Annotated in this window: 11 protein-coding genes; 6 read left to right on the top strand and 5 right to left on the bottom strand. The window is 68.9% G+C overall.

What is annotated here, in order from left to right; all coding sequences use genetic code 11:
- Positions 1–64: 64 nt before the first annotated feature.
- On the top strand, positions 65–1081 hold the full coding sequence (locus tag FQ142_RS08450; protein ID WP_149422969.1) for a sugar-transfer associated ATP-grasp domain-containing protein: 1017 nt from the start codon (positions 65–67) through the stop codon (positions 1079–1081).
- 67 nt (positions 1082–1148) lie between these two features.
- Here the strand turns inward: FQ142_RS08450 and FQ142_RS08445 are convergent, their stop codons facing one another.
- The 3 genes from FQ142_RS08445 to FQ142_RS08435 all read right to left on the bottom strand — a co-directional run bounded on the left by FQ142_RS08445 (position 1149) and on the right by FQ142_RS08435 (position 4181).
- On the bottom strand, positions 1149–1841 hold the full coding sequence (locus FQ142_RS08445) for a coenzyme F420-0:L-glutamate ligase (protein WP_056417826.1): 693 nt from the start codon (positions 1839–1841) through the stop codon (positions 1149–1151).
- Positions 1841–3073, bottom strand: a complete 1233-nt coding sequence (locus FQ142_RS08440; RefSeq protein ID WP_056417829.1) for an RNA polymerase sigma factor — start codon at positions 3071–3073, stop codon at positions 1841–1843. The genes FQ142_RS08445 and FQ142_RS08440 overlap by 1 nt, the downstream gene beginning before the upstream one ends.
- A gap of 166 nt (positions 3074–3239) precedes the next feature.
- Positions 3240–4181 (bottom strand): proteasome assembly chaperone family protein, encoded by a 942-nt coding sequence (locus FQ142_RS08435; protein WP_056417832.1) that lies wholly within the window; start codon positions 4179–4181, stop codon positions 3240–3242.
- A gap of 105 nt (positions 4182–4286) precedes the next feature.
- Between FQ142_RS08435 and FQ142_RS08430 the strand changes: the two genes are divergently transcribed.
- The 3 genes from FQ142_RS08430 (at position 4287) to sucB (ending at position 9005) form a co-directional block, all read left to right on the top strand.
- On the top strand, positions 4287–5759 hold the full coding sequence (locus FQ142_RS08430; RefSeq protein ID WP_149422968.1) for a leucyl aminopeptidase: 1473 nt from the start codon (positions 4287–4289) through the stop codon (positions 5757–5759).
- 2 nt (positions 5760–5761) lie between these two features.
- Complete coding sequence (gene lpdA / locus FQ142_RS08425) at positions 5762–7135, top strand: dihydrolipoyl dehydrogenase (RefSeq protein WP_149422967.1); 1374 nt, start codon at positions 5762–5764, stop codon at positions 7133–7135.
- Positions 7136–7202: 67 nt separating this feature from the next.
- Entirely contained in the window at positions 7203–9005 is a 1803-nt protein-coding gene (sucB, locus tag FQ142_RS08420) for a 2-oxoglutarate dehydrogenase, E2 component, dihydrolipoamide succinyltransferase (protein ID WP_149422966.1), read from the top strand.
- Between the two features lie 7 nt (positions 9006–9012).
- Here the strand turns inward: sucB and FQ142_RS08415 are convergent, their stop codons facing one another.
- A complete protein-coding gene (locus tag FQ142_RS08415; RefSeq protein ID WP_149422965.1) occupies positions 9013–10548 on the bottom strand; it encodes a hypothetical protein in 1536 nt (511 codons plus the stop codon).
- A 160-nt stretch (positions 10549–10708) separates the two neighbouring features.
- On the opposite strand from FQ142_RS08415, the gene FQ142_RS08410 reads away from it, so the two are divergent.
- On the top strand, positions 10709–11419 hold the full coding sequence (locus FQ142_RS08410) for a DUF4191 family protein (protein WP_056417847.1): 711 nt from the start codon (positions 10709–10711) through the stop codon (positions 11417–11419).
- Between the two features lie 66 nt (positions 11420–11485).
- On the opposite strand, the gene FQ142_RS08405 is transcribed toward FQ142_RS08410, so the two are convergent.
- Positions 11486–12673, bottom strand: a complete 1188-nt coding sequence (locus FQ142_RS08405; RefSeq protein ID WP_056417849.1) for a RimK family alpha-L-glutamate ligase — start codon at positions 12671–12673, stop codon at positions 11486–11488.
- A 25-nt stretch (positions 12674–12698) separates the two neighbouring features.
- On the opposite strand from FQ142_RS08405, the gene FQ142_RS08400 reads away from it, so the two are divergent.
- Entirely contained in the window at positions 12699–13181 is a 483-nt protein-coding gene (locus FQ142_RS08400; RefSeq protein WP_200946588.1) for an ATP-dependent zinc protease, read from the top strand.
- The last annotated feature ends 4 nt before the right edge of the window (positions 13182–13185 follow it).

The following is a 13185-nucleotide window of genomic DNA, read 5'->3' as shown; positions in this document are numbered from 1 at the left end:
CCGGCCTCCCAGAATGGCAGTCGTGCCCGCCGTAGACTGGATGCGACCCCGACCTTGGAGACCCATGTCACGTTTTTCCCTCGCGCCCCGCCTCCGTTACCTGGCGGACCGCGCCCGCCGCATCGACGTCGCGTCGGTGATCGAGAGGGCCAAGGAGGCCTCGGAACAGCACGGCAAGGCCGTGCCCGTCGTCGTGGTCGACATGCTGTGGTCCGCCGGTCGTCACAACGTCGGCTTCCAGGACTACATCGACTACGACTTCGCGATCCTCACCAAGGCGGAGCGCGACACGTTCATGACCCACCCGGTCTCGAATCAGATCTCCCAGCAGTACGACCACCCGGACTACCGCCACCTCTTCCATGACAAGGCGGAGTTCGACGCCCGCTTCGACGCCTTCCTCAAGCGCGAGTGGATGCTGATCACCGAAGGCAACGCCGACGAGCTGCGCGCCTTCACCGAGCGACAGGGCACGATCGTCGTCAAGGAGACCCACGGACAGGCCGGCACCGGCGTGCACCGCTACCACGCCGCCGACGTCGCCGACTGGACGGCGTTCCACGCGCAGCTGCTCGCGAAGAAGCAGGTGCTCGTCGAAGAGGTCATCCGCCAGCACGAGGACCTCGCTGCCGTCTGCCCGGGAACGGTGAACACCACGCGCATCACCGCGTTCTTCGACGGCGAGAAGACGCACATCCTCGCGATCGCCCAGAAGTTCGGCCGGGGCGCGGTGAGCGACCAGATGAGCTTCGGCGGCTTCTACACGATGCTCGACGAGAACGGGCACTCGAGGGGACCCGGCTACGACTCGCACGGCCACGTGCACGTCACGCACCCGGACTCGGGCTTTCCCATCGCCGACTTCCAGCTGCCGATGATGGACGAGGTCCGGGACTTCGTCGATCAGGTCGCCAGAGTCGTGCCGCAGATCCAGTATGTCGGCTGGGACATCGTCGTCACCCCCGACGGCCCCGCGCTCGTCGAGGGCAACTGGGGAGCGGGTGTGTACGAGAACAAGCCCAGCGTCACCGGCATCCGCACCGGACACAAGCCGCGCTACCAGGCTGCCATCGGTTTCTGACCCACGACGCGAGAAGGCCCGGATGCCGAGCATCCGGGCCTTCTCGCATGTATCGCGGCTGTGGTGCTCAGACCTCGCGAACGATCCCCATCGGGGTGGACTGAGTCGCCTGGCCGAGCGGGTTGTCACCGAGGATCTGCACGAGACGGCGCTCTCCGGCCTTATCGAGAGTCGAACCGAGGATGTTGCCGCCGATGTCGTTGATGTCGACCACGGCCACGTCGACCGCGCCACCGACCAGCTTCTGCACCCGCAGAGCGACGTCACGCGGGTTCTTGGGTCCGAGCACGACCGCTTCGTTGTACGGCGGGATCGTGTTCTTGGTGGGGCCGTCGATCGCACGGGCCTTGTCACCGGCGATCCGGTAGAAGTCACCGCTGCGCCCGATCGCCTTCGAGAGCACCGAGACGCCGGCCGCGAACAGGATCCGCAGCGTGCCGCACTCGCGCAACGCCATCTCCATGGTCTCGGGCATGCCGAGACCGATGCCGTACGACGTGCGCACCACATGCCGGGAGAGGAACCGTGCGAGCGGACGCGGCGTGATCTCATCGAGACGGTACGAGCGTCCCTGCGTGATCGCGACGATCTTCTCGGTCACGAACAGCAGGTCGCCCGGCTGCACCGCATCTTTCGCGTACTCCGCGATGACGGAGTCCAGGTCGTCGTTCGGCATGACGACCCTGGTGCGCAGCGGGATTCGCGCGTAGGTCTTGCCTTCGACGCGGGTCTCGAGCGCTTTGCCCTCGTTCGCCTGCATCACTCGAGGTAGTCCCGCAGCGACTGCGAGCGGCTCGGGTGGCGCAGCTTCGCCATCGTCTTCGACTCGATCTGGCGGATGCGCTCACGCGTCACGCCGAACGTGTCACCGATCTGATCGAGCGTCTTGGGCTGTCCGTCACCGAGGCCGAAGCGCATCCGGATGACACCGGCCTCGCGCTCCGACAGCGAATCGAGCAGCTGCTCGAGCTGGCGCTGCAGCATCGTGAATCCGACCGCGTCGGCGGGGACGACGGCCTCGGTGTCCTCGATGAGGTCACCGAACTCGCTGTCACCGTCTTCACCGAGGGGCGTATGCAGGGAGATCGGCTCGCGACCGTACTTCTGCACCTCGACGACCTTCTCGGGCGTCATGTCCAGCTCACGGCTGAGCTCTTCCGGAGTGGGCTCGCGGCCCAGGTCCTGCAGCATCTGGCGCTGCACGCGGGCGAGCTTGTTGATGACCTCGACCATGTGCACCGGGATGCGGATGGTACGGGCCTGGTCGGCCATGGCGCGCGTGATCGCCTGACGGATCCACCAGGTGGCGTAGGTCGAGAACTTGAAGCCCTTGGTGTAGTCGAACTTCTCGACCGCGCGGATGAGACCGAGGTTGCCCTCCTGGATCAGATCCAGGAACTGCATGCCGCGACCGGTGTAGCGCTTGGCGAGCGAGACGACGAGACGCAGGTTGGCGCCGAGCAGGTGGCTCTTGGCACGCTGGCCGTCGCGGGCCACCCACTGCAGGTCGAGTCCCAGCTGACCGGCCTTCTCGGCGGCGGTCATCGTCGACAGCTTCTCCTCCGCGAAGAGACCGGCTTCGATCCGCATCGCGAGCTCGACCTCTTCGGCCGCGTTCAGCAGCGCGACCTTTCCGATCTGCTTCAGGTAGTCCTTGACGGGATCGGCGGTCGCGCCGGTGATCTGCGTCGAGTAGACCGGCACGTCCTCGTCGTCGTTGGACGAGATGACGATCGCGCCGGTGGGAAGGGGTTCGGTGAACGCGGGCTTCGCGTCCTCGTCGTCTTCCTCGGGCTCTGCGGCGGCGGGAGCCTCGTCGTCTTCGACGATGTCATCCGCCTTCTTCTTCTTCGCTGGCGCGCGCTTTGCGGCCGCCCGCTGCGCGGCGGTCTTCGGGACGGGCTTCTCGACCGTCTCCTCGACCGGAGCGTCGACCTCGGGAGCGTCGGCGGTCTTCTTCGTCCGGGTCTTCTTCGTCGTGGCAGGAGTCACGTTTCGCCTTTCACGGGGCCGCTCGCAGGCCCCGGAGCATTTCGGACACTAGTAAGACCCTTGTCAAGTCGGATCTCCGAAAAGATCGATTGACAACGGGTCAGAGTCCTAGTATCGCACACGTGCGGGCATGCCGGCGCATTCGGCCGAAGTTTCGACCTGGACCTCAGCCGCGGCCGGGCTTGTCCTCGTCGCCCGTCGGCCGCGAAGCAAGATATCGCTCGAGTTCGGCGGCCAGCTCGTCCGCACTGGGGAGGTCGCGCTCGTTGAACCCGCCCTCGTCGTACGAGCCGTCCTCGGGGTCGCGACCGGCCATGTAGGCGTCATAGCGACGCTCGAGTCCATGCACCATCTGCTGCAGTTCGTCGTTTCCGAGCACCTGCTCGTCGATGCGCGCGAGGTAGTCCTCACGACGGTCCTGGACCACGTCGAGGATGAGCACGAGCCCTGTCGCGGCCATCAGCTTCTCCGCCGCCGCGATGACGGCGTCGGGGTTCTCGGTCTCGGCGAGGTAGTGCGGGACCAGGAGCACGAAGCCCACGACCCGCTCACCGTGCTCGGCGAAGCGGAACTCGAGCAGATGACCCGCCGTCGCCGGCACCTGGGTGCGGGGACGCCACACGGAATGGGCCACCGTGAGCTCACGGCGGTTGCCGCTCACCGTGGTGCCGATCGGGCGCGTGTGCGGCACGGGCATGGCGATCGAATGCACCCAGTTGAGCCCGGACACCTCGAACTCGTCGGCCAGCTCCACCACCGTGCGTGCGAACTCGTTCCAGGCGAAGTCGGGCTCGTAGCCCGCCAGCAGCAGGAACTTCTGGCCGAGCGCATCGGTCGCGAGGGACAGTTCGAGCCGAGCGGGGCGGAACTCGGTGAGGTGATCCTGATCGAACGAGATCACCGGGCGACGCGCCCGGTAGTCCAGCAGCACGTCGTTGTCGAAGACGGCGATCGGCTGGGGAGAGGTCGTCTCGCGGAGGTGCTCGATGAGCCCGGAGACCGCGTTGCCCGCGTCGGTGAAACCCGTCAGGAGCAGCACAAGGGGCAGCCCGCGCGGCACTGCCGGCGCGTTCGCGACACGTTCATGGATCTCTCCGGAGAAGGGCATGTGTCCATGCTACGAGCCGCATCGCGGCGACGGGTGACGACCGTCATGCTGAGAGCGAACAGGCCGCCCGCCGTCCCCACGTCCGACCATCCCTAGGATGGAGGTATGACGCTTCCCGCGCTCTCGCGCACCTCAGATCAGTTCCCCGGAAGCGCTGCAGACGCCGCAGTGCTCGTCATCTCCGACATCTCGGACTCGACGGATTCGCTGTCCGCCCACCCCGGGCTGGCCGAATCGCTCGAGGGGATCGGCTTCACCGGATCGCCGTCCGCATTCACCCGTGTGTACGCGCCCGAGGTCACCACCCTCCCGTTCGCCGTCGTCGGTGCGGGACGCGCCCCCGACGCCGCCGCCGTCCGCGACGCCGTCGGAACAGCGCTGCGCTCCCTGACCGGCTTCGCCACCGTCGCCCTCGCCCTCTCCCCCGAGCTCGAGGCGTTCGCCGATGCGGCCGCCGAGGGCGCCGTGCTCGGCGGCTACCGGTTCGACGACTACCGCCGCGAGCAGGGAAAGACCCGTGCATCCGCCGTCGTCCTGCATGCCGAACTCGACGATGCCGCTCTGAACAGGGCGGTCGCCGTGGGTGAGGCCGTCGCGCTCATCAAGGACCTGGTCTCGACGCCTGCGGAGTGGCAGAGCCCCGCGCAGCTGGCGCAGAGCGCCGCCGACAGCGTCGCGGACCTCGACGTGTCCGTGACGATCTACGACGAGGAGCGGCTCGCCGCAGAGGGCTTCGGAGGGATCCTCGGCGTCGCCCAGGGGTCCGACCGGCCCCCGCGCCTGGTCAGACTCGATTACGCGCCCGAGAACGCCACGCGCCACATCGCGCTCGTCGGCAAGGGCATCACGTTCGACACCGGGGGCCTGTCGCTCAAGCCCGCGGCGTCGATGGTCGGCATGAAGTTCGACATGGCGGGTGCCGCCACCAGCGCCGCTGCTCTGCGCGCCATCGCCGCTCTGGCACTCCCCGTGCGGGTGACCGCCTGGCTGTGCATCACCGACAACATGCCGTCCGGGCGAGCGCTGCGCCCCGGCGACGTCATCCGCATCCTCGACGGCACGACCGTCGAGGTCCCCAACACGGATGCCGAGGGACGCCTGGTGCTCGCCGACGGCCTGGTCGCTGCGAGCCGCGAGAATCCCGATCTCATCATCGACGTCGCGACCCTGACCGGCGCGATCCTGATGGCCCTCGGCCACCGACACACCGGCGTGTTCGGGGACGACGACGCGGTCGCCGAATTCCTGTCCGCTGCGGAGAAGGCCGACGAGCTCGCCTGGCACATGCCGCTGCCGGCCTACATGGAAGAGATGCTCGACTCCCCCATCGCCGACATGCAGAACGCCAACATGGGCGACCGCATGGGCGGCGCCTCGTACGCGGGACTGTTCCTGCGCCGCTTCATCGGCCGGGTCTCCGACGAGAAGGATGCGCCGCGGATCCCGTGGGTGCATCTCGACATCGCGGGATCCGGAGAGCACAACGGTGCACCGTACGGCTTCACCGGCAAGGGCCCGACCGGGGCGATGGTCCGATCGATCATCGCGTTCGCCGAAGCATCCCACAAGGAGGCATGACCATGACCACGCACACCTTCGACATCGTCGTCCTGGGCGGGGGAAGCGGCGGCTACGCCGCGGCTCTGCGCGCGAGCGAGCTGGGCAAGTCCGTCGCTCTCATCGAGAAGGACAAGGTGGGCGGCACGTGCCTGCATCGCGGCTGCATCCCCACCAAGGCACTGCTGCACGCGGCGGAGGTGGCTGAGCACGTGCGGGATGCTGCCCATGTGGGAATCTCCGCGACTCTCGACGGGATCGACCCCGCGGGCGTGCGCGCCTACCGCGAAGGGATCGTCGCGAAGAAGTACAAGGGGCTCGAGGGCCTCGTGAAGGCACGGGGCATCACCACGGTCGCCGGTGCCGGACGCGTCAACGCGGACCGGTCCGTCAGCGTCGGCGACGACGTGTACGTCGGCACCGATGTCATCCTCGCGACCGGCTCGTACAGCCGCACCCTGCCCGGTCTCGAGATCGGCGGACGCATCCTGACGAGCGAGCAGGCGCTCTCCCTCGACGTCATCCCCGAGCGCGTCCTCGTGCTCGGCGGCGGTGTCATCGGCGTCGAGTTCGCCAGCGTCTGGCGCTCCTTCGGCACCGAGGTCACGATCATCGAGGCCCTCCCGCATCTCGTCCCCAATGAGGACATCGCGATGAGCAAGGGACTGGAGCGGGCGTTCCGACGCCGCGGCATCCAGTACTCGCTCGGTGTGCGGTACCAGAGCGCCGTGCAGGACGACACGTCGGTCACCGTCACGCTCGAAGACGGTAAGACCTTCACCGCGGACTACCTGCTCGTCGCCGTCGGACGCGGTCCGGTCACCGCCGATCTCGGATTCGAGGAGGCGGGGGTCTCCCTCGACCGCGGTTTCGTGACCGTCGATCAGGATCTGCGCACGGGCGTCCCCGGCGTGTGGGCCGTCGGCGACATCACGCCGGGCCTCCAGCTCGCTCACCGAGGTTTCCAGCAGGGGATCGCGGTCGCGGAGCGGATCGCCGGGCTCTCCCCCGTCAACGTCCCCGACGTGCAGATCCCGAAGGTGACCTACTCCAGCCCCGAGGTCGCCTCCGTCGGGATCACCGAGGATGCGGCCGTCGCCGAGCACGGAGCGGACGCGGTGATCGCCTACGAGTACAACCTCGCAGGAAACGGCAAGAGCGAGATCATCGGGACCGGCGGTCTCGTCAAGGTCGTCCGCCTCAAGGACGGACCCGTCGTGGGCGTCCACCTGCTCGGCGATCGCGTGGGCGAACTCATCACCGAGGGCCAGCTGGCCGTCGCGTGGGAGGCTCACCCCGAGGACATCGCCCCCCTGATCCATGCGCACCCCACCCAGAGCGAGGCACTCGGCGAAGCCTTCCTCGCTCTCGCGGGAAAGCCGCTGCACGCCCTCTGAACACCAACCGGTGAACAGTTCACTAAGCTAGTCACGCGTCATTTAACTTCTTGAAGGAGACTCAGTCATGAGCACATCCGTCGTCCTCCCTCCGCTCGGCGAGAGCGTCACAGAGGGTACGGTCACCCGCTGGCTCAAGCAGGTGGGAGACACCGTTCAGGCGGACGAAGGCCTGCTCGAGATCTCGACCGACAAAGTCGACACCGAGATCCCCTCGCCCGTCTCGGGCGTGATCGAGGAGATCCTCGTCGCCGAGGACGAGACCGTCGAGGTCGGAGCGCTTCTCGCGCGCATCGGCGACGGCAGCGCCGCGGCACCGTCCGACGATGCTCCCGCGCAGGCGGCACCGGCCGCAGAGCAGGCTCCCGAGCCTGCCGCGCCGGCGCCCGCCGCCGAGGCTCCCGCCGCCCCGGCCGAGCCGGCCCCGGCGGCACCCGCCGAGTCGTCGGCTCCCGCCGCCTCGGGCGACGCCACGGACATCGTCCTCCCCGAACTCGGCGAGAGCGTCACCGAAGGCACCGTCACGCGCTGGCTGAAGCAGATCGGCGACAGCGTCGAGGTCGACGAGGCTCTGCTCGAGATCTCCACCGACAAGGTCGACACCGAGATCCCCTCGCCGGTCGCCGGCGTGCTGCAGGAGATCGTCGCCGCCGAAGACGAGACCGTCGCCGTCGGCGCAGTCCTCGCCCGCGTCGGATCCGGTGCGGCCCCCGCAGCCGCTCCGGCCGAGGCTCCGGCACCCGCTGCCGAGGCTCCCGCTGCCCAGGCCGCCGCTCCGGCCCCGGCCGCGCAGGCTCCCGTCTCCGAGACACCCGTCGACAAGCCCGCTGAGCGTCCCGCCGCCGAGGCCCCCGTCGCAGCTCCCGCCGAAGCCGCTCCCGAGCAGGCGACCGGCGGAGCCGCCGGAGGTTCCTCGACCCCGGCACCGGCCGCAGAGCAGAAGCTCTCGCTGCCGACCGAGAACGACAACCTCTACGTGACGCCGCTCGTGCGTCGCCTGGCGTCGCAGCAGGGTGTCGATCTCGCGAGCGTCACCGGCACGGGAGTCGGCGGACGCATCCGCAAGGAGGACGTGCTGAAGGCCGCGGAGAGCGCCGGCGCAGCACCCGCCGCCGCTGCCGCTCCGGCAGCCCCCGCACCGCTCGAGGTCTCGCCGCTGCGCGGCACGACCCAGCCGATGTCGCGTCTGCGCAAGGTTCTCGCGAAGCGCGCTGTGGAGTCCATGCAGCAGACCGCTCAGCTGACGACGGTCGTCGAGGTCGATGTGACCGCGCTGGCGGAATACCGCGACAGCGTCAAGGGATCGTTCCTCGAGAAGACGGGCGACAAGCTGTCGTTCCTGCCGTTCTTCGCGCTGGCAGCCGCCGAGGCGCTGCGCGCCTTCCCGATCGTCAACGCGACGGTCGACGGCGAGCAGATCGTCTACCCCGAGTCGGAGAACGTGTCGATCGCGGTCGACACCGAGCGCGGTCTGCTGACCCCGGTCCTGCGCGACGCGGCGTCGAAGAACATCGCCGAGATCGCCCATGAGATCGCCGACCTCGCTGCCCGCACCCGCGACAACAAGCTGAAGCCCGACGAGCTCGCCGGCGGCACGTTCACGCTGACCAACACCGGTTCGCGCGGCGCACTGTTCGACACCCCCGTCGTGTTCCTGCCCCAGTCGGCGATCCTCGGCACCGGCACGGTCGTCAAGCGCCCCGGCCTCGTCAAGGTCGGTGGAGCGGATGCGATCGCCGTGCGCTCGTACGTCTACCTCGCGCTGTCGTACGATCACCGAATCATCGACGGTGCAGACGCTGCTCGCTTCCTCGGCGCCGTCAAGGCACGCCTCGAGTCGGCGCAGTTCGCCGCTCAGCTCGGAGCCTGACCCTGCATCACCCTGGCTGGTCCGCGACGTCGTAGGCGTCGCGGACCAGCCATTTCTCGTCCACCCTCACGAGCACGAGCATCCACTCGCGGACCCCGGTCGCGGCCTTCTGAGTGGTACCGGCGGGCGATGAGACCCTGACCACCGCGATATCGCCGTACTGGTCGACCGGCGCGAACGTCAGCCGGTCGTCATCACCGATCGCAGTGCCGCCGAGCTCCTTCCCGAACGTCGAGACCGCGGCGGCCGAACCGGCGGCCACCGCATCGGCGCACACGGCATCGCTCGCGGCGAGGCATCCGCGGAAGACGGCGAGCACCGCGGGTGCGGCGACCACCGGATCGTCCGACGTCGCCGGATCGACGTCGGGCTCTGCGGTTCCCTCCGGCTCTGCCGACGCCCGCGGCTCGGCGGGGTCAGCGTCGTCGTCGGGCGCCACGGGCGTCGCCGGCCTCGAGGAGCGCTCTCCACCGTGCTCCCCAGCCCACGCGGCCTCCCCGGCGGAGGGGCTCGCTGCGGGGTCGTCCTGGCCCTGCGTCGCCCCGACCGGCCACAGGAGCCCGGCCGCCAGCACGACGGAGGCGGCGACGCCGGCCATCGCCACCGCGCGCAGGTGCCGCGCCCGCGGACGGTCGGGTCGCCGTGGCGTCTTCGCGGCGTCGGGCGTGGCCGAGCGACCTCCGGCTCCGGTGACACCGCGGCGGGAGCCGAGCGCCCGGAGACCTCGAGAGGCCGCGCCCGCCGCCCCCGACGCACATGCGACGAGGGTGCCTCGCACCGCGCTGGGAAGAAGAGAACGGCCCGCCTCCACGACACGCCCCTCGCGCCGGGTGACGGGGCCGGCCACGACTCTGCGTCCGGTGTCGAGATCCCGAACCCGCACCGGTTCCTGCACCGATCGCTGCAGGGGTCGCGGTGCCGCGGCGTCGAGCAGGTCGGTCTCCCAGCGCTCGAGCCTGCGCGTGGACATCTGCGCGGTGCCGCCGACGGCCCGCATTCCCTCGACGATCTGACCGAGCAGACGACTCAGTGCACGGTCGGAGCAGTCCTTGTGCAACTGCTCCACGAGGAGGGCGGTGGCCGCGCATGCGTCGGCGCCACCGCCGATCACGAAGAGCGGACGCCCGTCGTCGGTGAGCCACCATTCTCCCGTGCAGACGTCATCATCGGAGTGGACGAGCTCGCCGACTCCTCGCAGGAGGCTCGCCACCATCGTCGTCACCTCCCCGGCGGCGAGGGGCGCCTCCGCGAGCACGCGACGAGCCAGCAGTGCGCCCACGCGCTCCGTGCACCAGGGCAGAAGTGCATCGTGGCCGTCGAAGCGGCGCGCGAGGTCGATCGGCGCGGCGACATGCTCATCCCCCACGTGCGCCCAGCCCGCCCAGCCGCCGAGCTCCCCCACGTCGACGAGCACGGCCGCAGATCCTCCCCGAACCACCAGGGGGCCCGCGAACGGGCCTTCCCCGGCGTCGAGCCGACGGATCACGCGATGCACGCCCGGCACGAGGGGCGCATCGCGCATCCGGGACTCTCTGACTGCCATCACCCCACCCCATCGCACCCGCGGCGGCAGAAGGGCCCCGCAGCGGCACTGGGGATCGAATCGTCCGGATCCGCCATCGGTGCAGGAATCGTCCCGGCCCGGGAATCCGCCTGACGCGAACGACGACATGCGCGCACCGCGCAGTCGGTATTCTTGTTGCATGGCAAACCGTTCGTCCGCGCCCGAGAAGCGTCCGGGGTTCTTCTCCCAGATCAAATCCCTCTTCAAATTCACGAGAGAGATCTACCCCTGGCTCCCCTGGGCCCAGATCGCGATGCTCGTGCTCGGCGTCCTCGTCGGCCTCATCGTCGGGTACCTGATCCCGCCGTTCCAGGTGTGGACCCTGATCCTCTGGGGCATCTCCGGCCTGATGCTCGGCATCCTCGGCGCGATGTTCCTCATGACACGGCTGTCGACGTCGGCCATGTACCAGAAGATCGACGGCATGCCCGGTGCCACCGGGCACGTGCTCAGCACCAGCCTCGGCCGCAACTGGCAGGGGTCGGAGACTCCCGTCGGCATCAACCCCAAGACTCAGGACGCGGTCTACCGCGCCGTCGGTCGCGGTGGCGTCGTGGTGGTCGGCGAAGGATCGCGCGGACGCCTGAGCCGCCTCGTCAACGATGAGCGCAGCAAGGCCGCCCGCGTCGCCCACGGGGTGCCCGTGACCGTCATCTACATCGGCCACGGTGACGACGACGTCGCGATCGCCGACCTCGCCAAGACGATCAAGAAGCTGCCCAAGGTGATCGACAAGGCCACGATGGGTGCCGTGATCCGCCGCATCGAGTCCGTGTCGCAGTCGATCTCCTCGCTGCCGATCCCGAAGGGCATCGACCCCACCAAGGTCAGGGCGCAGCGCCCGCGCTGATCCCGCACCACCGCAGACGAACGAAGCGCGGCCGCCCTCATCCGAGGAACGGCCGCGCTTCGTCGTTCACTCCGACAGCGGCTGCCGCGGAAGTCGACGCACCTTGGCGCGACGGCGGCGACGCTCGGGCACCATCGATCGCATCTCGTCGAGCTTGCCGAAGCAGAACAGGCGATCCTCGGCCTCGAGGACGACGTGCTTGCGCGGGTTCGGGATGACCGATACTCCGCGGTGCAGGGTGAGAACCGTGATGTCGCGCTCCCACAGGCCGGCCTCGCCGAGCGTCTTGCCCACCAGGTCCACGGCACCGTGCACCATGAGCTCGGCGACTCCGTAGCCCGTCGAGACGGTCAGCCGCTGACGGACATCGATCTCGGGGAACGCGACCTGGCCGGCGATGTAGTCGATGATCGCACCGGCGACATCGAGCTTGGTGGCCATCTCGATGCCCTGCAGACCGGGAGACGAGTTGACCTCCATCACCAGCGGCCCGTCTTCGCCTTCGAGCATGTCGACGCCGGCCACGCGGAGTCCCATGATCTGGGCCGAGCGCACGGCCGCGCGCTCGTAGACGGGGTCGAGTTCGACCGCCTCGACCGATCCACCGCGGTGCACATTCGAGCGGAACTCGTCACCCGCAGCCGACCGTCGCATCGCGGCGACGACGCGGTCCCCCACGACGAGGGCGCGGATGTCGCGGCCGCGGCTCTCGGAGATGAACTTCTGGATGAGCACGTTCTGCTTCGTGGAGTGCAGTGTCTCGATGATGGCCTCGGCGACCTTCACCTGAGGCGCGAGGATCACGCCGATGCCCTGGGTGCCCTCGAGCAGCTTGATCACCACGGGGGCACCGCCGACCCGCTCGATCGCGGGACGCACGTCGGCGCGGTTGCGCACGAAGGCGGTGGGCGGCATCGCGATGTTGTGGCGGGAGAGGATCTGGTTCGCCCGCAGCTTGTCGCGGGCGCTGGAGATCCCGTTGGCCGTGTTGGGCGTGTAGACGTCCATCTGCTCGAACTGGCGCACGACGGCCGTGCCGAAGTACGTGATCGAGTTGCCGATGCGCGGGAGGATCGCGTCGTAATCGCTGAGCTGGCGGCCCCTGTAATGCAGGTCGGGCTCGTCGGCGGTGAGGTCGATCGCGAAGCGCAGCGTGTTGAGCACCTTGACGGTGTGACCTCGCTGAAGAGCCGCGGCTCGCAGTCGTTGGGTGGAGTACGCCTGCGGCGCACGGGAGAGCACTGCGATCTTCACGGGGATTTCCTGCCAGGATGGTCGGGTGAACAAGTCGTCCCACCATTCAAACACCCTTATCGGGTGGCGAGAATGGGTGAGCCTGCCTGATCTCGGCGTCGATTGGCTCAAGGCCAAGATCGACACGGGTGCGCGGACCTCCTCGCTGCATGCGTTCGAGATCCACGAGTTCGAGCGCGACGGCGTGTCGTGGGTGCGCTTCCGCGTCAAGCCCTGGCAGGACAGCCAGGAGGATGCGGTGGTCGTGGAGTCTCCGGTGCACGACCGACGCGCGGTGCGGAGCTCCTCAGGCCATGCCCAGGAGCGTCTGGTCGTCGAGATGCTCATCCGTCTGCACGACCGCGAAGTGCTCGCCGAGGTGACGCTGAGCAATCGCGACGAGATGGGATTCCGGATGCTCATCGGACGCGAGGCGCTCCGTCGGGGCTACCTCGTCGATCCGGCGCGGTCCTTCGTCGGTGGACGAGCACCCCGTGAGGCCCGACGCCGCAACCGCGGCAAGGAGTGACGCG

Origin of the sequence: Microbacterium sp. ANT_H45B, assembly GCF_008369345.1 — a bacterium.
Lineage (GTDB): Bacteria > Actinomycetota > Actinomycetes > Actinomycetales > Microbacteriaceae > Microbacterium.
This window is presented reverse-complemented; position numbering and strand designations above follow the sequence as displayed.